The sequence below is a fragment of the Pedobacter sp. V48 genome (assembly GCF_000523515.1).
Classification (GTDB): Bacteria; Bacteroidota; Bacteroidia; order Sphingobacteriales; family Sphingobacteriaceae; genus Pedobacter.
Genome location: NZ_AWRU01000019.1, coordinates 136187 through 161549 on the forward strand (window position 1 = coordinate 136187; position 25363 = coordinate 161549).

Here is a 25363-nt window from a genome sequence, read left to right on the forward strand (position 1 = left end):
CTATAATAATCGGGCCTTTCCAGCCCGGCCTGCTATCGGCTGTSRWWAWGTNAKCKGYTSMTAAATACAGTAAATACAGAAGCTCCAAGTGTACTCAGTATCCTGGTAACAATAAGTACCAAAGTAATCAGCACGCCGTACCCAATAGCGGCTCCTAAACTTACGTTTCCCAGCTGACTTACAATTACCGGCAATTCCAGACCAATAAGCATAAATACAAGCCCATTTAACACAAAACCAAATGCAGACCACACATTAGCACCCCGCAATCTACTACTGTGACTTAGGAACAGATGACTTTTTGAGGATAAGAAAAGCCCACCACTCACAACCGCCAAGACCCCTGAAAAATGAAAATGCTCAGCAGCAATATACATCACGTAAGGAGCGGTTAACGTAAGTACGATGTCGATATTCGGATCAGTTGGCATCCATTTATGAATTGCAAAATATGCTAGTCCTACGACAATTCCGATTAGAATGCCCATTAAAACCACGATAACAAAACTTAATGCGGCCTCATGAAAAACAAAGCTTCCGGTACTAACTGCTATAATGGCAAAACGAAATACAATTAAACTTGAAGCGTCATTTAGCAAACTTTCACCTTCCAGTATGGCTGTGATGCGCTTGGGAACTTTAATTGTCTTTAATATAGAGGTTGCTGACACTGCATCTGGGGGTGAAACTATGCCTCCAAGTAATAAGCCCAAAGCCAATGTAAATCCTGGTATGATCATTTGAGATACTAAAGCAACCACAAGCGAAGTAAGCAAAACAATCAAAAAGGCAAAACTTGTAATCACCCTTCTCCATCGCCAGAAATCTTTCCAGGAGGTATACCAGGCTGCCTCATATAATAATGGGGGAAGAAAAATAATAAATATAAGCTCAGGATTAATGCTAATTACGGGCAGTCCGGGCAATAAACTTATTGCAAGGCCTCCAACGACAAGCACTATCGGATAGGCTATCTTTAACTTCTGGGCCAGCATTACCAGAAAAAGTATTATTATAATTATTGCAATGTATGGAATAACAATCTCGATCATAAGTCAGGGCGTATTTCCTTCTAAAAATACATTATATACCAATAAGCTACAACCTGCAATTCAGCTCATGTACGTTACATTAGAAGGTGCCGCTTAAAGAAAGCGCTATGCTATGCTGCTGATAGGATGGCATTACGGTATAATTAAACCTGCCCTTTCCTGTAATTAACCTTTTCAGTTTAGGATATAATAAGTACGACAATTTAGTTGAAAGAATACCAAATCCAGCCCCAGCAACAACATCACTAGCCCAATGTTTATTGTTATACGTTCTAAGCACGCCAGTTGCAATTGCAACTGTATAACCGGCATAACCATACCAAGGTGAAACATCCTTATATTCCTGTTTTAGAAATTCAGCAGCAGCGAATGCATTGGCTGTATGACCAGAAGGAAATGAAGTATATCCTGAACCATTAGGTCTTAGTCTGTGTGTAGCATTCTTTAATGCCGTAACACTTCCGCCCATAATTGCAGATGATAATACATATAAACCAGTAGCATCAAGTAAAGAATGCTTGCCTTTTATACCCAAGAGATTAAGCCCATAAACTGCCGCGGCCGGAGCAAACTGCATATAATCATCGGCATGGGCCGCAAACAAAGGATGATCTTCCTGCAGCTCATCCTTAGTACTATAATCAAGTCGTCTGATCACATTATCACCGGTTAACGATATCATACCATAACCAATAAATACTGCTGGAATAATAAACGCAGCGACCTTAGGTTTATAACTTGCAACCATCATAGTCGTGTCTGATTTAAAACTCCCCTTTCCTTGTAATGTATCCTGAGTTTGGGCAATAATAAGTCTGGGTATTGCGAGCAACACCACTATAATCAATAATTTCCTACACATCTTCCAATAATTTTTTGTCCCTCCAAGGAATTTCTAATTAAAGATGAGACACAATTTTGGAGAAATACTGTAGATAAGATAAAAAACCATGGAATGTTTTTTATCTTTAATACCACCACTTATAAATAAAACCATTATGAAAAGACACATCATCTTGTTAATACTTGCAATCAGTATTTCCTTTAGTACTGTTCAGGCCCAAACGAGCACTCTTACTGGTGCATGGGAATTCAGCAATGGCAAAGATCAGCATCAGCTTTTTTTTGAAGATGGCTATTTCATACACACGATACACCAGGCTGATAAATTTATAATGTCTCGTGGAGGTAGTTATGAAGCAAGCAATGGGACTATTAAAGCAAAGGTGTATTTTAACAGTTCAGATTCGTCCAATGTTGGGGGTGAATTAAATGTTCCATTTGAAGTTTCTGCTGATAAATTGTCTATGGATGTGCCTGACGGCCGCGTTAATTTCAACCGTGTAGATGATGGCAAAGCACCACTTGCGGGCGTGTGGCGCATAACTGGCAGAATGCAGGAAGATGGCAAGGTTGCTGACATTCACCAAACCGGTTCCCGCCAAACGTATAAACTGCTTACCGGCAAGAAGTTTCAATGGGTAGCTATAGATCCTGAGAAAAAAGAATTCTCTGGTACAGGAGGTGGCACCTATACTTTTAAAGATGGAAAATACACCGAACAAATAGAGTTTTTTTCAAGAGACAATAGTCGTGTTGGGGTTTCATTAGTATTTGACGGGAAATTGCAGGATGGCAAGTGGCACCATAGTGGACTAAGCAGCAAAGGAGCTAAAATATATGAAGTATGGAGTAAGGTCGACGAATAAACCTCCTTTATTTAACCTTAAGTAGGGCTACAACGCCATCCATTGTTGCCAGTAAAACAGATTTTTTACTGATAACGTTTACGGTGTTTACCATTGAATTGTCTACTTTGTGGGCCCAAACCGTTTTCTGACTAACAGGATCAAAAGCATACACTACTCCGTTTCTTGTTCCAAAAAAAACTTGTTTATCTTTTGCGATTAGCATAGAGGGTGTATGCTCATAGCCAAAACCCATATTTAAACGCCAAAGCACACCCGGGTCTGTAGTTTGTGTTTTATAAGCTACTACTTCGTTGTTCATTGTTTTGCCAAAAATAAGACTGCCATCTTCAGATATACCTATTGATTCTCTCACTGTAGCTTCCTTATTCCTCCAACGAACATTGCCGGTATTAGCATCCAATGCGGTAAGTACCCTATCTGGCGCAGCAAAATAAACAACGCCATCCTTTGCTACAGGAGTACACATTGCCGGAGAAAACATACGATTCGCACTTCCATTGTTCCATTTCCAAAGTAATGTACCATTGCTTTGATCCAGAGCATACAAGTGTCGTCCCCAGGAACCAAAAAATACCTTCCCTTGATATATTAAAGGTTTACCTACTATGGCTCCTTCTACCCCTTCAAAAGTCCAGATTTTTTTACCGGTTTTAACATCAATAGCCTTAAAACCATGGTCGCTTCCACCGATATAGGCAATTTTCCCGTCAACAACAGGTGTACCTAAAACAGAGGCCTCGGTTTTAATTTTCCAGATCTCCTTTCCACTGTTCAAATCCAAACCATAAATAAAACCATCACCAGAGCCCAATACAACAACATTACCTACAATTGCAGGAGAAGAATAAATAGCACCACCGGTTTTAAATCCCCATTTCTTAGCGCCATCTTTTATGGATAAAGCCTCAACTTCACCAATGCTATTTCCAAAAACCACCAGTTTCTTACTGGCAGCCGGAGTTAGTACTACATTTGCACTTGCATGATAACTCCATGCCTTTTTAACCTGCGGATAAGTGGTATTTATCTCATAAGATGGTCTTACTATTTCACCAGTGCTATTGGCAACAAATTTACCCAAAGCGATACCACGCCAGCTAGGTTCTATTGCCAATCCGGGCTTTTTAACAGCAAACAAGACAGAATCACTTCGCATTGTAACCACATTGTATCCCCCTACACTATCTTTGGCTCTCAAATTAGAGCGTCCCATGGTTGCGGGTACTCCTTCAAAATCCATTGCCTGGTTTGCGTGGCCATGGCCGCAAATCGCATATTGAATATTGTATTTTTTAATCCTGTCGGTTGCTTCGTACCAATTATCCAAACTATTATCAATAGGGTAATGATTGATAAATACTATTGGCATATCTGCCGGTGTTTTCTTTAAAACCTCGTCGAGCCAAACTACGGCGTCTCTTGGAATGTGCCCGTCCGACATCCTTACATAAGGACCAGAGGCACAGGCAATAAATCGATAACCATTATGATCAAATGTAAATTTATCATTCCCAAATTCACGAGTAAAGTCTACCCCACCAGACTCTGACCAACCTGTATCATGATTACCAGGAATAACATGCCAGGGCTTTTTAAGCCCGCTTAAGATTTCCTTTGCAAGCTTAATTTCCAACTTAGTTCCCATTTCAGTTACATCACCCGTAACAATAATAAAATCAAGATCATTCTGTTGATTAATATCATTTACCGTTCTTCTCAAATCCTCCTCTCCAGTTTCAGTTCCAACATGAGTATCTGTGACAAAGGCGTATTTAAATGCTTGCGCATTCACATTTAAAAAGGAGGCAACAAGTATTATAAAAGCAATAATAAATCTCATATCATGACCAGTTTTAAGGGAGCTCAATTTACATTTTTCTAATCACTTGACCTGATTTGTTACAAGAATGTCTCAATTAGAACGCCAATAATTCATAAATTGCCCTTCAGTTAACTAACAAGATCTTAAGAATTATCTTATGCAAAAGTACCTTACCATTGCCCTGCTGGCATTTTTCTCCTTACAGATTAAAGCACAATCCAAATTGAACGTTGTATTGGCAGGCCTTAGTCACGACCACGTAAACCTGATAATGGATAGCTACAAAAAAGGAGAGGTAAACATCATTGGAATTGCAGAAGAAAACCCCGTTTTAGTAGAAAGATTTAAAACCCGCTTTAAGTTAGCGGATTCAGTATTTTTCACCGACCTAAAAGAGCTGTTGAAACACCTTAAACCTGATGCAGTACTTGCTTACAATGCCATAGAAGATCATTTAATGGTGGTTGAGGCCGCTGCCCCTCTTGGCATTTCTGTTATGGTAGAAAAACCTTTAGCCGTATCTGTAAAACATGCAGAGCGTATGGCCGCACTTGCCAGACAATATAAAATACATTTGTTAACCAATTACGAAACCACCTGGTACCCAAGCAATCAGGAAGCATACACCCGAATTAAACAAAGCAGTGTTATTGGAGACATTAGAAAAATAGTTGCACATGATGGCCATGAAGGACCTAAAGAAATTGGCGTAAGCAAAGAGTTTTTAAATTGGCTTACCGATCCAAAAAAGAATGGCGGAGGTGCAATTATAGATTTTGGCTGCTATGGTGCAAATCTTATGACCTGGCTAATGAATGGAAAAGCGCCCATTTCAGTTACTGCATTAACACATCAGATTAAAAAGGATGTTTACCCTAATGTTGATGATGATGCAACGATACTACTGGAGTATCCAACAGCAACGGGCATCATAGAAGCTTCATGGAACTGGCCGTTTAGCATAAAAGACATGGAAGTATTTGGAAAAACAGGGTACATACAGGCAGTAAACTCAAATACACTTCGTACCAAGGAAAACGGAAAAAATAACTATCAGCTAGAAGAAGCCAAACCTTTAGCGCCAGCGTATAGCAACCACCTTAACTATCTCGCAGCAGTGCTGAAAAATGAAGTAAAATCCGAAAATGATCTATCATCACTAAACAACAACCTGATTGTAGTAAAAATATTGGAGGCGGCTAAACGCTCAGCTAAAGAAGGACGCAAGGTACTTATTGATTAAACTAATTCACCATAACCTATCTGCCCACCAGCTTCATCGCGCCTTCACTATAGCGCTCGCCAGTATTTGGATAACGGAGCAACAGTTCATCAATAGCTTTTAAGTCGTTGACAGATAATGTAACGTTAACCGCCCCTGCATTTTCCTCAAGGTACTTCCTTTTCTTAGTACCTGGGATAGGAATTACATCATCGCCCTGGGCCAGTACCCATCCAAGTGCGAGCTGTGCAGCGGTACATCCTTTTTCTTGTGCCAGCTTTCCAAAATCATGCGCAAGCCCCTCATTGTTCTTTAGATTATCTCCACTATAACGCGGCAGCGTTTTACGGAAGTCAGTAGCATCCAGCTGTCCCACATTTAAGGCGTTAGTCACCAAACCTCTTGCCAGTGGGGAATAAGGAATAAGCGTAATCCCAAGTTCACGCACGGTACTCAATATCTCACCCTCCACATCTCTGGTAAGCAACGAATATTCACTTTGCAACGCCGTAATTGGATGCACAGAATGGGCTCTGCGGATTGATGCAGGCGATGCCTCACTCAACCCAAGATACTTTACTTTCCCTTCTTTTACCAACTCTGCCATTGCACCAACTGTTTCTTCAACAGGCACATTAGGATCTATCCTGTGTGCATAATATAAGTCGATCGTATCTATTTTTAAGCGTTTTAAGCTATTTTCTACAGCAGCTTTAATCCATTTTGGTGAACCATCAAAATAAGTTCCTGAGGCATTACTCGGTCCTGCAATGTTATCTTTAAACCTAAATCCAAACTTAGTAGCAATAAAGACTTTATCTCTATTTGGCACTAGAACTTTAGAAATCAGTTCCTCATTATTTCCATTTCCGTACATGTCGGCAGTATCCCAGAAATTAATTCCAAGATCAAGCGCTTTATGCAGTGTTGCAATACTTTCAGTATCATCAACCGGACCATAAGCAAAGCTCATTCCCATACAGCCCAAACCTATTGCCGATAGCTGTTCTTTTGTTTTACCCAAATTCCTGTATTTCATATCTTTTAGATTTTATGATCCAAAATTACCTCATTACCACCGCCTGTAGTTTAAAGGATTCAAACAGATCATTATAAAATTCAAACAGCAATATTCCTAATCTCCTTAGGTGTACGCTGGGTCTGCTTTTTAAAAAAATTATTAAAATAGGCCGGATACTCAAAGCCAAGCCCATACGCTACCTGAGCCACATTCCAATCTGTATGCTGCAACAAAGCGATAGCTTCTTTTACTATTCTGGTCGAAATATGTTCAGTGGTTGTTTTACCTGTAACCTCTTTAACAGCACGGTTAAGGTGATTAACATGAACAGAAAGATTTTCAGCGTAATGATTGGCAGTTTTTAACTGAAGCGCCATTTCCGGTGTATCTATAGGGAATTGTCTTTCAAGCAATTCCAGAAACAGACCTGCTATCCTTGATGATGCATTGGTATTTTTCTCAAAACTCTCTGCTGGCTGCAATTTCATGGCTTCATGGATAATGAGGTGCAGGTAATTGCGTAACAGATCATACTTGTGAATATAATCTGAATCCATTTCAGAGATCATTTTCTTAAAAATTGCTGAGATTTCCTGTTGTTGATCATCATTGATAAAAAATATGGGTGACCCTCCTATTTTAAATAATGGGGAATCCTGCAATGTTCCAATTTTTTCATTCGGGTGTATAAATGCCTCTGTAAACAAACAAAACCAGCCTTCCTGATCGTTGGAAGCAGCTTCCCAGGAATATGGAATTACTGGATTTGAGAAAAGTAATGCAGGTCGGTCAATTTCAATCCATTTATCGGCATAATGCAATTTTCCCGTACCTATTATGAGAGATACTTTATAAAAATCACGTCTTATATAAGGCGCATTGTTGAGGCATGATCTACGCTCAAATACATTAAAATGCCCTACGCCAGCATTATGAAGTGAGAGACCTAAAGGATTTGCTTGTGGTACCCGGCTATAAAACTCTTGTACAGATTCAATTTGTTCCATTCAACAAAAATTATAAAATTCAAACGTACATAAAGTTGCAGTTTCTTACAATTTCCTCCGTCGTCTTCCTGTCATTAAATGCGGATTGTAATTTAATTTACTAAAAATGGTGCCTCAAGTGTATTTACATCGTTAAGTACAAGATCTGTTAATGATTTGATAAGCCTGTTTAGATGGTCTAAGGTTAACTGATCGGTGATATTACCCTGCTCGTCTATTTTACTTTTAATACCTGGAATCAAAAGCTGGGTATCCGCTGTCATTTTTGACTCTATAATTAAAAGGGTGCCCAATAACGAGGCATGCGCTTTTTCTCCAGATAATGACGCGGTGATTAGTGCGACAGGCTTTTTAGAAAATTCCATTGACGAAACCGTCCAGTCAATCGCATTTTTTAAAGTGCCAGGCACCCCCATGGCATACTCTGGAGTACAGATCAATATTGCATCAGCAGCTTTAAGATGCTTTCTGAAATTGGCAACTTGTATAGGAGCTGTCTCAAGATCGAGATCAGGATTAAACTGAGGAATATCAGATAGGCCTTCAAAAATGCTCATTTCAAAAACATCAGAACTTAATCGACCAATTCCTTTTATCAGATTAAGATTGGAAGACGTCTTTCTAGTGCTTCCGGAAATGGCTACTACTTTAATTTTATCAGACATAATAAGTTCTTTTTGTTTTGTGCACTAAAGTCTATTAGCAAGTCTCTTATTAATTTCATCAAGCAAATACTCTTTGGGATCTGATGAATACTCCCAAAACATTACTCCCGCCAGACCATGGTCTTTTACATACTTACATTTATTCTTTACAGACTGCTCATCTTCATAGGTAATAAATGTCTTGTTCTTTTCATTGAAAAGATAAGGCGCTCTTGCCGCCTTATCTACAAACCTTTTGTAACCATTTTTATTTATCAGGCTATCTTTTAAAAGTGTATAACCTTTTCCAAATTGACCAGAAACAACTTTATCTCCAAGCCCTTTCTTACCACTTTCATCAATTTTAAAATTGCGGCCGTAAAACGCTATCCCCATAACTAACTTATTGGCGGGAACGCCTGCGGCTATAAAAGCTTTTATCGTTTTATCAGCAGAGCTATTAGATGCTATCTTTTTTGAATCGTATAAATTAGCGTGATGACTTGCTGTACCACCGCCAGTATACAAATCGTAGGTCATCAGATTAACATAATCCAGATATTGTTGAGCTTTCCCCATCTCTGAGGTATTCAAAAAATCAGTAAAGCCACCAACAGCAGTACTAAGAAGCTTTTTATGACCTGTTTCCTTTTGAAGTACATCTAACTCTTTACGGATCGCCTGAAACATTAAAGTGAAATTCTGCTTATCCTCGGGCCTATACACATTACCTTCTTCTCCTGGCCTGGCAGGATACTCCCAATCTATGTCCACTCCATCAAGATTATACTTTCTTATAATATCTACTGAACTCTGTGCAAATTCAGCTCTTGAGGAATCCGTTAATACCGCATCCGAAAAATTCTCACTCCATGCCCATCCACCTATTGAAATAAATATCTTAAGATCAGGGTTCTTTTGTTTTAACAGATTTAATTTTCTAAAATTTACCGTATCCGTCTTCAGATTACCTAAAAATGCACTATTGCCTTTTACATTTACAAAAGCATAATTTATATGCGTAAGTTTTTGAGCAGCGATCTTATCGGTATCTATTAGCCCTCTAAATCCTGCAACGTATCCAATTATTACTGGTTTAGTTTTGACGGGATTTGATTGAGAAAATGCATTATTTATCAGGAGTAAAATGGTTGTTAAGCCAAAAACAGAGAACTTGAGATACTTTTTCATAAACTTAAATAGGAATATAAATATAGTCCTATTTAAGTAACTTAACCTCATAAAGATCATTGCGTCTATCCTTCAGTATCCTAACGGTACCGAAATGATGAATTTCATCAAGCAGGTGCAGATCAACATCTACTACCAACATCATTTCTGTGTTGGGTGTTGCCTCAGCTTTAACAGCATTGGTAGGAAAAGCAAAGTCAGATGGTGTAAATACTGCCGATTGCGCAAACTGAATATCCATGTTGTTCACTTTAGGCAAGTTTCCTACACATCCGGCAATAGCCACATAACATTCGTTTTCTATAGCTCTCGCTTGTGCACATCTTCTTACTCGGGTGTATCCATTTTGAGTATCGGTAAGAAATGGAACAAATAGAATCTGCATTCCCTGATCGGCGTAGATGCGGCTCAACTCCGGGAATTCGACATCATAACAAACCAGAATCCCTACTTTCCCGCAGTCGGTATCAAATACCTGAATTTTATCTCCCCCAACCATGCCGTAATATTTCCGTTCATTTGGAGTAATATGAATCTTTCTGTATTCATCTGTTTTTCCGTTTCTGTGGCAAAGATAGGTGGCATTGTATAGCTTATTATCTTCTAATATTGGCATACTGCCCGAAATAATATTTACATTGTATGAAACCGCATATTCCTGAATTTTAATGACAATCTCTTCGGTAAGTTCTGCAAGTTTACGCATCGCCTCCATTTCTGGCAGGTGATTATAAGGCTGTAAAAGTGGCGTATTAAAAAACTCCGGGAACATAATAAAATCGGATTTGTAACCACTCACAGCATCTACAAAAAATTCTACCTGCTCATAAAAAGCATCCATGGTAGGGAAAAGACGCATTTGCCATTGAACCAATCCTATGCGAATGGTTTTTGCAGATCTTGCCGAAGCATCAACTCCCTGATAATAAATATTATTCCATTCAATTAGCGTTGCAAATTCTTTAGATTCATGATCGCCTGGAAGGTAGTTTTTTAATACCTTTCTAACGTGAAAGTCATTAGATAATTGAAAGGTTAGCGTTGAATCGTATAATTCCTTAGCTTTTACTTTATCGATATACTGTCTGGGGCTTAATGTATCAGCATGTTCATGATAGCCGGGTATGCGGCCGCCGGCAATGATGCTCTTTAAATTTAAGCTTTCGCAAAGTTCCTTTCTGGCTTCATAAAGCCTGCGACCCAAACGCAGACCACGATATTCGGGCGAAACAAAGATCTCTATTCCGTATAAGGTATCGCCATTTGGATCATGGGTAGAAAATGTATAGCTACCGGTTATCAATTGATAAGTGTGTTTATCTCCGTATTCATCATAGTCCACAATAATAGATAATGAGCAGGCCACTACTTTCTCGTCTACAGCAATACACAACTGGCCCTCAGGAAATAATTTTAATAGTTTAGCGATGGTTTGCTTGCTCCAGATCTGTCCTCCCAGGGTATCATATGCCTGCTCCATAGATTCCTTAAGATCATTATAATCTTCAAGCGTCAATTTTCTAATTTCAATATTCATGAGTACGTGTTGTTATACTTGCTAGTGTACATAAATAGTGCCTGAAATTGTATTGTGAAATAGAATTACCCACCCCGCAAAGCCATATTCCAAGAACTTCTTACTATATTTAGCAGGGTGTGACAGACTGAGTTTGAACCAGCCTACTTACACAAAAACCACTCAACCAAAAGATAAAATGTTAAAAATTAAAACATTAAGACTGATGTTTACTTTTTACATGAGCTTTTTCGTTACGGCTTTTGTATTAACTTTGGTGTCAGCATACATGCTATCTAAACTTGGTTCAGAAGCTTTCACTTTAATATTTTGGTTTAAAATGATTAGCTATGGTATAATTGTCTATTATATAAATAACTACAAGAAGAAGGAATTTTATTACTATCAAAATCTAGGAATACCTAAGCTTGCTTTATGGATAAGTACCTTAACCTTCGACTTCCTGCTATTTGTAGTTCTTCTAATTTATGCTGCTAAATGATCCATAAACTTGAAGCCGATAGCATATTCCTTGAATTTGGTTCGAGAAGGATCTTATCTGATATTTATTTAAAGTGCGAAACCGGCAAAATAACTGGTTTGTTAGGCAGAAATGGAAATGGTAAAACATGTTTAATGAACATTATCTATGGCAATCTAAATGCTGATAGCAAATCCATTCGCTTTGACGATTTAACGGTTCAGGCTGCCTACAAGAGGCCTGATTTACTACTGTATCTTCCTCAGTTTAATTTCATACCACAGACTTTAACTTTAAAAAGAGTATTCGCCGACTTTGATCTGGACTTTTTTGAATTTGAAAACCGTTTCCCAGATTTTAAATCAAGCTATAAAAGCTCCTTAAAAAGTTTATCCGGCGGCAACCGAAGACTGGTTGAAGTGTATATTGTACTAAAGGCAAAATCTAAATTTGCCATGCTGGATGAGCCTTTTTCACACCTGAGCCCGATAATGATTGAGGCTATCATGGAATTAATGAACGAGGAAAAAAAAAATAAAGGATTATTGGTTACCGATCATATGTTCAGAAACATAATTGAGATCAGTGATAATCTTTACGTTTTAACAGGAGGAAAAACCCATCTGACAAAAGCTGTTGAGGAACTTGAATTTCTAGGATATGCAAAGGTTTAGCACTTCTTGCTATTGATATGCCATATTAAGCTTAGAAATCAAATTTTACTCTTGCCCGGATTCCCCATTCAGAAACCATAGGATTATCAAGATACGTGAAGCGTTTTACCAGATCAACCCTAAGTAATTTAAAGATATTTCCAACACCTACGCTACCCTCAATATAAGGATCCCTGCTTAATGAGTTTGTGATAGGTACTCCATCCTGGTTAAGCACAAACTGCATTGCGTTATTATTTACCGCCGGATTGTTTTCATTGCGCAAACCACCATATAGGGCTTTAAATGACATCACCTCTCTAAGCTTCAGCTTTTTTAACAACGGCACCTTATTAAAAAAGAAGCCATTAAAGTTTTGATCTATGTTTATACTTGCATAATGATCACTAACAAACTCCAAAAAGTTCATTAGGTTGTACGATTGCAATTGATAAGCATAAGTTTGATTCGCCCTGTGAATAGACAACAGCGGAAAAGGTACTTTACCTAAAATATAGGCGCCTTCGAGCGTTACATCGGTATATCCAAGTTGAGATAGGTAAAAACGTTTATCTACGCTTCCCATAAAGTTATGATAGTTATATTCACCTCCTAAAACTCCCTTTATGCCTGCAGTATATCTGAAATTAAAAACAGGATACTTGTCGACAAGCGGGGTACGATATACTTTACCCTGGTAAAACTTTTCGTGTGGTGCGTACCTTAACTGAAGTGATATTTCTGATGTACTGATCGAGTTACTCTTAATTAAATTATTGTCTCTTGAACTTGCGAAATACAAAGATCCAGCTGGGGTTTGATTCCATTTACGTAAACCAAGGCTATAAGAGAAGTGATTTTCAAACTCATGCACATAATCTAATCTGTAAAAATCATTGTACAACATCATATCATTCTCTCCCCTTTTAAAGGATAATAAAAAGTTATCTTCTTGTACAAACTGCAATTCCTGGCCGGGTATTTTTGTATCCCTCTGGAAACTTGCCCTTAAATAGTTCTGGGGAAAGGCATAAATAGATTTATTGTTTAACGAATAAGTTCCACTTAAGAAATATTTCCATTTAGTATCATTAAAACCATAAGCCGCATATGTCTCAAAGTAATAACGTTTGCTAAGTGCCGGCGTAGTCCTTCCCCCTAAACGCAAACGAAACCCTTCAACACTGTTAAAACTGTAAAAASTAWKWWCRGRWCCCATTTCAAAAGGTCCAAAATCTTTATAACCTGCAAAGAAAAGCGTAACCACATCCATTGTTCTTTTAAATGATGGGATAGTTTGCAGCGTATCTAGATTACTGTAGACTTTTAAATTTGTAGCACTAAGTGCTTCCGGGCGATTATCGGCCCAAAATTCTTCTGACCTTTTTGTTGCATCAGCTACAACTACAGGTACTGCTGATCCGTAATATGTAGTATCAGGAAGTGGCTTATTGATCTGATAATCTTTAAAATTCACTGTTCTTTCGCCAGTAAACCCTGTTCCGCCTTTTTTACTTAGGCCAAAATCAACAATCAGATTACTTTTACTCAGGTGATAACGCTTATCTGGATTTTGCTCAAAGTCTAGTTTAGCTTCTAACGCCCTAACAAAATTCAAATTGATGTCCTTATTTACAGTTAGGTATGCATTCTGAACAGCATAATTCCCATCTAGCGTAATGTATAACTTACCTTCAAACAAGAGGTCAGTATTGTTTCTTGGCATAAATGAAAGCTCAACCAGCTTAGGGTTATGATTTTGAATGGTATCAGTGATAAAAAACTTATAGAATGTGGGTGCTCCATCTGCAATTGGACTTAACAATTGATTACTTACTACAGAAATATTGTTATCATAGATATCTATATCCTGATACATTCTATCGAAATAAGTGGTTAGCCCCTGGTTATCGATAAAACGTTCATCAAAGTTAACACGCTTATCAGCTACTACAATGGTTTTAAGCTTTTCGGGACTTTTACGGAAGTAATTGTTCGACAGCTTCTCTTGTTGAAATACAGGAAGCATGGTTTTACCACCTATTTTAGTAGAGTCCTGTTCCTGGAACAAAAATTTATAATTGCGGAATATCCTCTTGTTTTTAAACTTATCAGAAAGGTTACTCATAGAAAACATCATTCTTTCGTATTTCTTGTATTCTACGAAGTCATAATGATCCATACGGTTCTTGGGTTTATTGGCGATAACATTTCGAATAAGCGCAACCGCAGGATTATCCTTATTCTTATATTTTGGCTTTTTACCTGCAGTAATTACCACTTCATCCATTTGAGTAGTTTCACTCTGCAGTTGCACATCTATTGTCTGTGTTTTGCCTGGAATAATTGTTTTGATAGCCGATTTGTAGCCGACATAACTAAATTTAACCTGTGTGTGGTCATCACTAATGGTAATACTGTATTGACCGTCTGCATCTGTCCTACCACCCTTTTCTGTTCCTGTAATTAGAAATGAAACATATGGCAAAGTTTCTTTGGTTGTAGCATCTGTTACTGTCCCGTTAACCACTGTTTGCTGAGCTTTTGAAGTAAAAGCAAATGCTATCAGTAAAATAACAGTTCCGATATATTTAAAATATTGATGTTTCATTATGTATTTCATTTACCTTGATCCCGCCAATGCAATGGCATTAACCGGATATACTTATTCAGGATGTCGGCAAAGGTACATCTCAACTTTTGAATATTATACTAAAATAGTCAGGATAAAGTCTTCGWYCAGATGTTATGACATCAAGATGAAAAAGCAAAAAAATAAAGTCTGTAAATAGCTGATTAACTGAGCTGAATAACAAAATCTGTTTGTCCTGGTTGTAGGGTTTTTAATGAAAACAAAAAACCATGATTGAGTAATATCTCTCTTACCAGGGTGAGGCCGATACCCTGCCCATCTTTTTTGGTGCTAAAAAACGGACTAAAGAGCTGCTCACTTAAGTCCTCCGATATCCCCCTGCCATTATCAGTAATTGCAAGTTTCTTTAATTTAGCGTCTAGACCAAACTTCACAACGCCCTCTTGTTCAATAGCTTCTATCGCATTCTTAACAATATTAATCAGTGCTTGCTCCATTTGTTGGGAATCAGCCGAGATATAAAATGGAGTAACTGGCAAATCAAACTCAAAGCTAACGCCATTTTCTTTTGCTTTGATAAGCATAAAATCTGAAACTGAATATATTAAGGCAATAAGATCAACCTGAAGTTTGTTTACAGGTGCCAGTTTAACCAAATCTGCAAAATTTCTCATGAACAGATTCAGGTTCTGATTTCTTGCAACGGCTACATACATCGCATTCTTTAAACTCGATTTATCTGCCGAAGCCCAAATATCATCGGTATCCAAAGCCATGTTAATGATAGAATTTACCGGTCCTACTGTATTATTTACCTCATGGGCCATCATCCTGATCACTTTGCCATAGGCATTCTTTTCTGCTTCAAAGATCTCTGCAGTTACCTCCTCTATCATTACAAACATTCGGGGAAAGCCCCTATCTATAAAGTGAGATTTCTGGATCTTATAGGTATTTAGACTGCCAATTCTGATCGTTTTAGACTCACCCGCCTTAAGTGGTTCAAACTGGGCTAAAAGTAATTCAGGGCTAGTGCCCAGTATTTCTTCTGCTTTTGGGTTAATCTGCTTTATATGATTATCGTAATCGAGTATAACAATACCTGTTGGTGAAGTATGAATCAGTTTTTCCAGAAAAAAATGCTGCGCCTCCTGTTTTGTCCTTTCTTCCCTTAATGCATCCATCATTTGGTTGTATACATCTATGAGCTCATCTGTTTCTTTCTTTCCTGTCGGTAAAAATTTAACATTAAAATCGCGATCATTGATGGCGCTAATCCCTTCCCTAAGATAATTTAAAGGCTCTACAAGCTGTTTATAAAGCCTTACTGATATCAGTACCGAAATGATAACTAAAACCTCAGAAATAATAAAAAATATCTTATTCTTCTCCAGGATAAGATAGCTAAGTCCTAAAAAGACAAGATGAAGAACAACAATAAAGAGGATATACTTAGTCTTTAACTTCATTCAGTTTAATCTTCGGCTTCATTAAATGGAATCTGATACTTCTCAAGTCTACGGTACAGTGAATTTCTTGTTATCCCAAGAGACGCAGCGGCTTTGGTAATCTTGTTTTGGTGAAAGCTCATTGCTCTTTTGACCATTTCAATTTCCATCTGTTCAAGTGTAATACTACCTACACCAGGCATTTGTACATTCGCCTTTTTTGAAGGGGACAGATCTAGCTGCGCTTTAAAATCATCTATACCAAGTTCATTATTTTTACTTACCAAAATAGTCCGCTCTACCAGATTTTTCAGTTGCCTTATGTTGCCAGGCAACTCTAATTGCTGCAGCCATTTCATTGCACTGACTGATATTGATAACAATGGCCTATTGTAGATTTCTTTAAGATTATTAATAAAGAAATCAACCAATAAAGGGATGTCATCTGATCGTTCACGTAAAGGCGGTAAATTAATGGTGATCAGGTTGATGCGATACAACAAGTCTTCTCTGAAAGTGCCCGCAACGACCATTTCATTTAAATTTTTATTAGTTGCACACACCACCCTGACATCCACTACCTTACTTCGGCTGCTACCCAGTACTTCGTATGTCCTGTCTTGCAAAACCCTCAATAGCTTAACCTGACTTCCAGCCTCCAGCTCTCCTATTTCATCTAAAAAGATAGTCCCTTTGTTGGACATTTCAAATCGACCGGTTCTGTCAAAACGTGCATCAGTAAATGCCCCGCGAACATGACCAAACATTTCACTTTCAAACAATGATGAAGATATTCCCCCAAGGTTCACCTTTACAAAAGGCTTATTCCGACGTGAGCTATTCTCATGTATGGCCTCTGCGATCAGCTCTTTTCCTGTACCACTTTCGCCAAGAATAAGCACCGATGCATCCGTTGGTGCAATCTGCCCTATGGTTTCAAGTATAGCAAGCATCTGAGGGTCTTCGGCAATAATTTGCTTAAAGTTATACTGCTTATCTAGTTGTTTACGACTACTATTCTTTGTTTTAGCAGTATTTAACTCAAGTAATGTTTTAACTGATTGCAAAACGTGTTCATTGTTCCATGGCTTATTTATAAAATCATTTGCGCCAAGTTTCATACCCTGAACAGCCAGTTGAATACTTGCCCATCCTGTAATCAAAATCACAGGTACACCAGCATCAATTTTTCTGATGCTGCTAAGCAATTCCATTCCTTCCTCTCCAGTGGTATCAATAGAAAAGTTAAGATCAAGAAGAATCAATTCTGGAAGTTGTTCTTTGATGACATTTAAAGCCTCTATGGCACTACCTGCCGACTTAACCTTATTACCCGCGTTTTCGAGTAATAAAGTTAAAGAAGTTCTCACAGCAATATCGTCATCTACAATCAGTATCATATACAAAGTTAATATAGTTATTATTCTTCATGCAATGCAATAGCAGGATGTATGGCAGCTGCCTGTTTTCCCGGGTACAAAGAACAAAAGATCACCAGTAAATAAATAAAAACAATAGACAACAACAAAGCGATGATATAAACGCTGGCAGCAACATTAAAAACATTAAGTAAGGGGAATTGTAAAGCAAAAAAAGAACCCAAAATAATAGATAACGTTGCCAATAGCAACGATTCACTGACCAGTTGAAATGATACCGATGAGCCTGTTGCTCCAATAGCGCGGCGCAAACCGATCTCCCCCCTTCGTTGACTAATATTATACCACAACACGCCGAACAATCCCAAAGCCACATTTATGATTAAAAACCCAGCTACAGTAATACAAATAATCATAGGGATAATGGTATCAGAATTTTTAGCTTCACGGGTATCTTCCATATGCTGGATCTCTGTATTTGAATTTTGAATTATTCTGGCAAGGAGTTTACTCAACCGACTTTCAAAAGCCGCATCAGCCTTTGGACTTACTTTAAGTAAAATGTGTCCTATCCATCTAAAACTTCCAGTATCCAGCCGCTTATAAAAGCTCTTCCCTGCCGGCCAATAATCCCCTTCAGCTTTCACATCGGCTGTAACACCAATAACCTTCCATTTTTCTTCTTCCTTATCTGCGCCAACAATTTTACCGGCTGCAGGCTCGTCTCCAAACATGGCTTGCTTTAATGTTGAATTAATCANTAMAYKWTTTTGATTGACATCTTCTTTATTGAACCATCGACCCTCCAGTAATTTCATGCCTAATACCTTATTATAATCATCTTCGACAACATAGTTATTTATTGGAGACATTTCTTTCCCCTTATAAGTAAATCCAGTTGTGGAATGGCTATTTGAATAGGGAAAATTAGCACTTGTAAAGCTTAACTCTTCTATTTCGGGCAATGCTTTTAAGCTACGCCTTACATTCTCGTAAAACATATTTAAGGAATCAATATTATTGATTTTAACATTTCTGCTATAAGATACAGACCATACCCTATCTGATTCGAAGCCCTTGGGCAGCATATAATTCAGGTAATAAAAAGTTAATAGGGAGAATACGGCAAATATGACCAAAAAGGACACTAGTATTTCCGAAAGGAACAGAAAGTTCTGCTTCCTTTTATTCCAGATCAATTTAAATAAATGTTTGAACATGATAATTTCTTTAAAATGGTTCTTATTGAGCTTTTAGTGCATTAACTACATTTAACCTCGACATTCGCCAGGCCGGGTATACACCTGAAAGCAATCCGAAAAATAGGCAGATCAGAAATCCAAATAGTAGTACGGTAAAGTTCAACGACAAATTAAGGTTAGGTAGAATATCGGATTGATTAAATAGAAAAATGCACACAACAGAGAGAAACACGCCTATAACACCTCCTAGAAGCGTCAGAATAACATTCTCTACAATAAACTGATAAACCAGTGTTTTAGAGGAAGCGCCAAAAGCCTTTCGCACTCCAATCTCCGATGAACGCTCCATTATCCTGGTAATATTAATATTTACCAGATTTATAGTAGGTAGCAACAGGAACAGCAAAATAAAAAGACTAACAATTGCGATCATCCTGGAAATACCTGCATTTTCATCATTTCCAAATAATTTTCTTGACATACTTTCAAGCATGGTATCTGCATGAGCATAAAGTTTGTCATACTCCTTATCGTTAGTTGGAATTTTTGCGAGCATTTGCTGGTATTCTACCCTCATTTTAGGAACATCTGCTTCAGATTTAGCAAGTAATACAGCACCAAATCCTCCCTGAAAGCCCACGTCTTTATAATTTCCCTTTGAAACAGTGTATGGCAAATACAAATCACCATAGAAATTGCGCATACTTCTAGGTAAATCCTTAACTACGCCAATAATCCTGTAACTGACGTTATCGGCCTCTATGTACTTTCCTACAACTGATTTAACATCCCCGAAGTAATTTCTTTTATTGCTTTCTGAAATCACCCCTACTCGCTCCCCATTATCAATTTGTTGCTTGGTATAGGGTTTTCCCTCCAAAAATTGATATTCGGCAATTTCCCAATAATTAGCATCTGTATATTTGTATTCCATAACAACTTTTTTGTTGTTTACATATGCATTCGCCTTGCCGGAGAAAGTGAAAATGCCAATCTTTTCCGGAGTCTTTAATTTCGATACATAATGATCCAGGAAATAAAACGAAGCCGAGCTTCCATTATACCAGCCATTCTTGGAGCTTACCAGGGCCACACCTGTGATATAAAGAGATCTGTTTCTCTTATAGTCCGGGTATGAAGGACTTAACATCTTATCAAAAAATGCAGTGGTTACCATCAATATCGTTAGCGTAAAGCTGATACCAAATAAACTGATAAAAGTGAAGAACTTTCTTCGTTTCAATACTGCTATGGCTATTTTAAAGTAATTTTTAAGCATGACTATAGGTTTTATTGTACTTGAGAACCATCAAACAAACGTACCAGACGGTGCGTTTTATGTGCCATATTTTCATCATGGGTAACCATCACTATGGTAGTACCATCATTCTTGTTCAGGCTAATCAGAATATCCATAATCTCATTTCCCATAGCGCTATCAAGGTTACCTGTTGGCTCATCAGCGAGAATGATCTCGGGTCTGCCTACAATAGCCCTGGCAATAGCCACGCGCTGACGCTGCCCTCCGCTAAGCTGGGTTGGGAAATGCTTGATTCTGTTACTCAATCCTACTTTCGCTAACGCTTCGGCAGCTAATTCTCTGCGCTCTTTAGCAGATCCCGAACGATAAAGTAATGGTAGTTCTACATTATCCAACACCTGTAAATCATTGATTAGMYKAYANCKMYGMWMTWYMRATNCAAGTTTCTGATTTCTGAATTTCGCCAGCTGCTGATCCGAGAATCTGGTAATATCCTGATCGGCAATTCTAATACTGCCTTTTGAAGGTTCATCCAGCAAACCCATAATATTAAGAAGTGTACTTTTACCACATCCTGAAGGGCCCATTATGGACAAAAACTCTCCTTTTGCAATATCCAGGTTAATGCCATTTATGGCCAGCGTTTCAACCGTATCGGTGCGATACACCTTTTCAATATTTTGTAAACGTATCATAATGTATAATTAGTAATTAAGATTTATTTATAAGTTATTTTTTCATTCTTTTCGAAATCATAAAGCGATAAATACCTCAGCTGATAATAGGCTCCCCAAAAATCTCTTAAGGAAGCCACATAATCTCTTTTCGCTCTATCACTTTCCTGAAAGGCTATGCTCAGATCTGTAATACTCAAATTGCCTAAAACGTAGCGCTCACTTGCAATCTGATATTTTTCAGAAGCAATCCTATCGGCCTGCGCGGTTAACTCCAATTGTTCTTTCATCATGTTAAAAAGTGTTACCTGCGTTACTATCTGTTGCTTAAAGGTTTGCTTGTCCTGCTCTACCTCATAAATAGTAAATTGCTGATTCGCTTCTGCAGTTTTGGTTCTTGATTTAGATCTTCCCCAATCAAGAACCGGAATAGCCAATTGCAACTCAACAGATTGTTGACTTTTAGGTGAACGGTAGACATCCAGTATCTTACTTCCCGCACTAGAGAAACCCAGATTAGCTTTTAGGGTAGCTATAAGCCCATTTTCTCCTTTAGCCTTAGCCACATCCCGCTTTGCTTCAGCAATACGCCTTACAAAGGCTATGGCATCAGAACGGTTTTCAAATGCTTCTCTTAAAACTCTTTCCGAAGATACCTCAACACCTTTCACTGCATCTGGCATTGTCAGCACAATCCGGTCATCACCTTCTATCCCAGCATAGCTTCTTAAGTTCAGCGTTGCAATTTCCATCTCTCTCTTAGCTGTTCCCACAGCTTTCTTGGCATTTACTTGCTCCAGTTGTAATTGCAGGATCTCATTTTTAGAGATCTTTCCCAATTCAAATTTAGTGTTGGCTATTTTTAAGATGTTGCCTGTATTTGTATAATTAGTCTCTGCAATATGGAGATTTACCTGGGCAAGTAACAGATCAAAGAAATAACCGGTAACTGTTACGGAAATTTGTTCCTGGGATTCTATATAAGCTTGTTTACTCTCATTATATTTTAAGGGTGCTATTCTTTTATCCCATTTAAGGCTGTTAAACTGTAATAAAGGTTGTATGTAACCAATACCATAAGGAGTCCCATTATATAACACATTATCCCTATCAAAATCAGTAAACCGTTGCAACTGGGTGGTACCATAAATAGTACCACCTGTTGCGGCCAAACTCTGACTAAAATCGAGTGTTAGTGAAGAATTATCATTTCTTATTGGCTGAAAAGCTACTGTTCCATTTGGTTGAAGTACCTGAGAGTATGTTTTATTGTATCCTGGTAAAATACCACTTAAAGCTAACTGAGGTTGGTAATTGGACTTAAATGTCCGCCACTCCCAATATTTGGTTTCTTTAACTGTAATGGCTTGTTTTGCAGCTATTGAATTGGCTTTGGCTTTCTCAACCACCTCGTTTAAAGTTAGTTTCAAAGTGTCGGCGGAATTTTTTAATTCTAAACTACTTCCCCAAACGTTAAAGCAATACATGATCATGAGGATTGTGAAACTGATTTTCATACGCTTATGATCAATTAGTGATTGAAATTTCTTTTGAATACGCATACTTGCTCATATCGGATGTGATCACAGTCTCACCTGCCTTTATACCGCTGATGATCTCTATGTAATCAAAATTGCTAAGTCCCGTTTTTACATTTCTTCGTACTGCTTTTCCATTATTTAACACAAACACCTCTTGCTGATTTGAACCTTTAAAGGCCGCTCCGTTATTCACCCGAATCACCTTATTTCTGGTTTCAGTAATCAGAAAAATATCAACTTTCATGTTTGGTCTAAGCAGTTTATTGTTTTTTTCGTCCAGCTGGACCTCAAATGAAACAATTGAGTTGCTTACTGCCGGAGAAACACTGGCAACAGATCCTCTGAGTTGAACATCGTTTATCCTGATAATAGCAGACATATTACTGTGAAGCTGATCTAACATATTATCTGATATACTTCCTGCAACCTTATAACTGCTCAGGTTCGCAATTCTAGCCAATGATTCGCCTTCTTTTATGCTTGCTCCGATATTCTTATTTACCCAGGTTACAACACCTTCCCGTGTAGCAATCACATTTGCCAGATCAAGTTTACGCTTTAAGGCCTGCTGATCGTTTTTTTGAATAGCTAAAGCAATTTCGGCCTCTCTGATCTCTATTTTCATAGTTTGCTGCTTGTTTTTAATTTCATTTTCAAGCTGCTGCTTTTCCAGTTCTGCTACTTTTAAATTTAACTGGGCCTGTTCAATATCTTCCTTAGTCCCTCCACCTGCTTTGTATAGCCTCTGGGCACTTGCTACTGCATCTTTAAAATTTGCAATGCGCAGTTGTTTAATGTTATTGTTGGAATTGATATCGTAAAACGTTTTCTCGAGATCAAGCTTTAGTTTTCTGATTTCGTTTTCTTTGGATTCAATTTGAAATTTTAATTTATCAAAATCAGTTTCGGCAGATGATTTATCAAGCGTAAGAATAGATTGTCCGGCTTTTACCTTTGTACCTGCATCCATTAATACATTTCTTACAGCTGCATTTATAGGACTGGTTAACACTTCTTCAAATTCAGGCAGTACCTCTCCCGTAGCATTTATTGTATTTTCTATATCTCCAGTTTCAGCCACTGCCGTGGTAAATTCGGAAGCAGCTATAGAAGGTTTGATGTAAGCACGTAAAGTGAATATCCCCCCAACTATAACCCCCACTATTATGATTACAATTACTTTGGTTTTCCTCTTTCTCTTTACGGTAACTTCTTCTTCAATTGATTTGTCCATTGGTCGTTTGTTTCGATTTAGCTTTACAACTCAAATACCAAACTTAAATAACTAGTAAACAGACTATTACAAAAATACAGATCCATAAAAATGCCCGATATCAAACTAAACGTTCGATATCGGGCATTTTTATGTGATACTTGCTAAAACGTATTTAAAGAGCTTAAATAATTCTCAACTATAGGAACATCTGCTTCAGCCCAGTCTTGATCTAAAAGCTCAGATGAATTTAGCCATTGGTACGATGCATGCTCTCTTAATTCAATAGAACCTCCAATAACTTTACAAACAAAAGGGATGAGATTAATTGAAAATTCAACATAATGATGGATGTTGGCCGGCATTTCAAAAAGAATTTTAATATCCAGATTTAACTCCTCTTTTATTTCTCTTACAAGACATTCGGAAGGCGTTTCTCCTTCTTCAATTTTTCCTCCCGGAAATTCAATCTTCAATGGCAGTTTCATTGATGCACTGCGCTGGGTAACCAATACGCTATTGGTATCATCCACTATTATGGCGCAAGTAACATTAATCATGATTATTTTTTACCATTTCATTAATTCCATCACCCTGGCAAACTCCTCTTGCAGATGAGCTTTAAGGTGTATTTCCTCATTGGTTACCGGATGTTTAAATATAAGTTCTGATGCATGCAATAACATCGTTGTCATTTCCCATTGCTCTTTAAACAACTTATTTTGCTTATTACAACCATGCTTGCGGTCCCCTATAATAGGGTAAAAAATATGGGCAAAGTGTTTTCTAAGCTGATGCATTCTGCCTGTTGTTGGTGTGGCTTCTACTAAGGAATATCTTGAGGTAGTATGTTTACCGAAGGCAACATCCAACTCTGCCCGCTTTAAAGTTATAAAAGCTGTAAAAGCATCCTGAATGGTTCCATTTTCTTTTGCAAGAGGATAATCTATATCCTGGCTATCCGGCGCATACCCTCTAACAATTGCAAGATATTTCTTTTGAACCAAACCATTTTGAAATTGCTGATGCATTGCTATTTCAACATCTTTTTCAAAAGCAAATAATAGCAAACCGCCCGTTTTCCTGTCCAAACGATGAACCGGACTAACATGCCTGTTTACCTGATCTCTTAAAAGTTGTAATGCAAATTCTTTTGCATCATTAGCAATTGATGAACGATGTACAAGCAAGCCATGAGGTTTATTAATCGCAATTAAGTGGTCATCCTGATAAACAATTTCTAGCATTTAAACTTTTTTTTGGCGAAGATAACCTTTTAAACTTTCCTGTTCTATTTGGAAGTAACTTCTTCTACCTCTATTAGGTCCGGGCCATTTTCAATAGGATAACCATCAACCTTTGTTCCTTTTAAGGTAACCTCCTTATCTAAATAAGCATTTAAATCAACCTTACTACTTTTTAATGCATAGGTTTTTGCATCCACTGTTAAAATATGGGTACCATACTGGAATGTGGTCATCCCTAATTTTTCAATTTTACCGCTTAACTTAACTAACCCCTTACTTCCTGCCTGTTTCGCTGTGTTACAGCTTACCGTGGCGAATCCAATAAACAATAGGAATAATATTTTTTTCATAACCTTAAGACGTTAAAATTTTCAATTATGCTACAAATAACAATAATTAAAGATACTGAAATGTTGGGATGTAATGATTTACAGGTAGATTATTTATACATTTGAATCATATTAACATTAGTTACATATCTAAA

The 25363-nt window shown here is 37.7% G+C and carries 18 protein-coding genes and 4 pseudogenes; 3 read left to right on the forward strand and 19 right to left on the reverse strand.

Annotated features, from left to right (window positions below; all coding sequences use genetic code 11):
- Nucleotides 1-32: 32 nt before the first annotated feature.
- Nucleotides 33-1052, reverse strand: a pseudogene (locus N824_RS16905) (cation:proton antiporter).
- A gap of 79 nt (nt 1053-1131) precedes the next feature.
- Nucleotides 1132-1914, reverse strand: coding sequence for a phosphatase PAP2 family protein (locus N824_RS16910; protein ID WP_048906327.1), 783 nt, complete (start codon nt 1912-1914; stop codon nt 1132-1134).
- Nucleotides 1915-2050: 136 nt separating this feature from the next.
- On the opposite strand from N824_RS16910, the gene N824_RS16915 reads away from it, so the two are divergent.
- Nucleotides 2051-2761 carry a membrane or secreted protein gene (locus N824_RS16915; RefSeq protein WP_152542346.1) on the forward strand — a complete coding sequence of 237 codons (711 nt, stop codon included), beginning with the start codon at nt 2051-2053 and terminating at the stop codon, nt 2759-2761.
- A gap of 7 nt (nt 2762-2768) precedes the next feature.
- Here N824_RS16915 and N824_RS16920 read toward each other — a convergent pair whose 3' ends face one another.
- A complete protein-coding gene (locus N824_RS16920) occupies nt 2769-4604 on the reverse strand; it encodes a PQQ-binding-like beta-propeller repeat protein (RefSeq protein WP_048906329.1) in 1836 nt (611 codons plus the stop codon).
- Between the two features lie 139 nt (nt 4605-4743).
- Between N824_RS16920 and N824_RS16925 the strand changes: the two genes are divergently transcribed.
- Nucleotides 4744-5829 (forward strand): Gfo/Idh/MocA family protein, encoded by a 1086-nt coding sequence (locus N824_RS16925; protein ID WP_048906330.1) that lies wholly within the window; start codon nt 4744-4746, stop codon nt 5827-5829.
- A gap of 16 nt (nt 5830-5845) precedes the next feature.
- Here the strand turns inward: N824_RS16925 and N824_RS16930 are convergent, their stop codons facing one another.
- The 5 genes from N824_RS16930 to N824_RS16950 all read right to left on the reverse strand — a co-directional run bounded on the left by N824_RS16930 (nt 5846) and on the right by N824_RS16950 (nt 11208).
- A complete protein-coding gene (locus N824_RS16930; protein WP_048906331.1) occupies nt 5846-6847 on the reverse strand; it encodes an aldo/keto reductase in 1002 nt (333 codons plus the stop codon).
- 80 nt (nt 6848-6927) lie between these two features.
- Entirely contained in the window at nt 6928-7836 is a 909-nt protein-coding gene (locus N824_RS16935; protein WP_048906332.1) for an AraC family transcriptional regulator, read from the reverse strand.
- A gap of 92 nt (nt 7837-7928) precedes the next feature.
- Nucleotides 7929-8501: an NADPH-dependent FMN reductase gene (locus N824_RS16940; RefSeq protein ID WP_048906333.1), complete on the reverse strand. Its 573-nt coding sequence runs from the start codon at nt 8499-8501 to the stop codon at nt 7929-7931.
- A 24-nt stretch (nt 8502-8525) separates the two neighbouring features.
- Nucleotides 8526-9671, reverse strand: a complete 1146-nt coding sequence (locus N824_RS16945; RefSeq protein ID WP_052334176.1) for a glycoside hydrolase family 18 protein — start codon at nt 9669-9671, stop codon at nt 8526-8528.
- A gap of 28 nt (nt 9672-9699) precedes the next feature.
- Nucleotides 9700-11208, reverse strand: a complete 1509-nt coding sequence (locus N824_RS16950) for a bifunctional GNAT family N-acetyltransferase/carbon-nitrogen hydrolase family protein (RefSeq protein ID WP_048906334.1) — start codon at nt 11206-11208, stop codon at nt 9700-9702.
- A 477-nt stretch (nt 11209-11685) separates the two neighbouring features.
- Here N824_RS16950 and N824_RS16960 point away from each other — a divergent pair, with 477 nt between their 5' ends.
- On the forward strand, nt 11686-12342 hold the full coding sequence (locus N824_RS16960; RefSeq protein ID WP_048906336.1) for an ATP-binding cassette domain-containing protein: 657 nt from the start codon (nt 11686-11688) through the stop codon (nt 12340-12342).
- 31 nt (nt 12343-12373) lie between these two features.
- Here N824_RS16960 and N824_RS16965 read toward each other — a convergent pair.
- The 11 genes and pseudogenes from N824_RS16965 to N824_RS17015 all read right to left on the reverse strand — a co-directional run bounded on the left by N824_RS16965 (nt 12374) and on the right by N824_RS17015 (nt 25229).
- Nucleotides 12374-14932: pseudogene (locus tag N824_RS16965) on the reverse strand (DUF5686 family protein).
- 185 nt (nt 14933-15117) lie between these two features.
- Nucleotides 15118-16383: a PAS domain-containing sensor histidine kinase gene (locus tag N824_RS16970; RefSeq protein ID WP_048906338.1), complete on the reverse strand. Its 1266-nt coding sequence runs from the start codon at nt 16381-16383 to the stop codon at nt 15118-15120.
- A 5-nt stretch (nt 16384-16388) separates the two neighbouring features.
- Complete coding sequence (locus N824_RS16975; RefSeq protein WP_048906339.1) at nt 16389-17762, reverse strand: sigma-54 dependent transcriptional regulator; 1374 nt, start codon at nt 17760-17762, stop codon at nt 16389-16391.
- A 20-nt stretch (nt 17763-17782) separates the two neighbouring features.
- Nucleotides 17783-18961, reverse strand: a pseudogene (locus tag N824_RS16980) (ABC transporter permease).
- A gap of 22 nt (nt 18962-18983) precedes the next feature.
- Nucleotides 18984-20222, reverse strand: a complete 1239-nt coding sequence (locus N824_RS16985) for an ABC transporter permease (protein WP_048906341.1) — start codon at nt 20220-20222, stop codon at nt 18984-18986.
- 11 nt (nt 20223-20233) lie between these two features.
- Nucleotides 20234-20899 (reverse strand): annotated as a pseudogene (locus N824_RS16990) (ABC transporter ATP-binding protein).
- 23 nt (nt 20900-20922) lie between these two features.
- A complete protein-coding gene (locus tag N824_RS16995; RefSeq protein ID WP_084498369.1) occupies nt 20923-22395 on the reverse strand; it encodes a TolC family protein in 1473 nt (490 codons plus the stop codon).
- 10 nt (nt 22396-22405) lie between these two features.
- Complete coding sequence (locus N824_RS17000; protein ID WP_048906343.1) at nt 22406-23653, reverse strand: efflux RND transporter periplasmic adaptor subunit; 1248 nt, start codon at nt 23651-23653, stop codon at nt 22406-22408.
- Between the two features lie 143 nt (nt 23654-23796).
- Complete coding sequence (locus N824_RS17005; RefSeq protein ID WP_048906344.1) at nt 23797-24192, reverse strand: (deoxy)nucleoside triphosphate pyrophosphohydrolase; 396 nt, start codon at nt 24190-24192, stop codon at nt 23797-23799.
- 9 nt (nt 24193-24201) lie between these two features.
- Nucleotides 24202-24879, reverse strand: a complete 678-nt coding sequence (locus tag N824_RS17010) for a pseudouridine synthase (protein ID WP_048906345.1) — start codon at nt 24877-24879, stop codon at nt 24202-24204.
- Between the two features lie 44 nt (nt 24880-24923).
- Complete coding sequence (locus N824_RS17015; RefSeq protein WP_048906346.1) at nt 24924-25229, reverse strand: hypothetical protein; 306 nt, start codon at nt 25227-25229, stop codon at nt 24924-24926.
- Between the last annotated feature and the right edge of the window lie 134 nt (nt 25230-25363).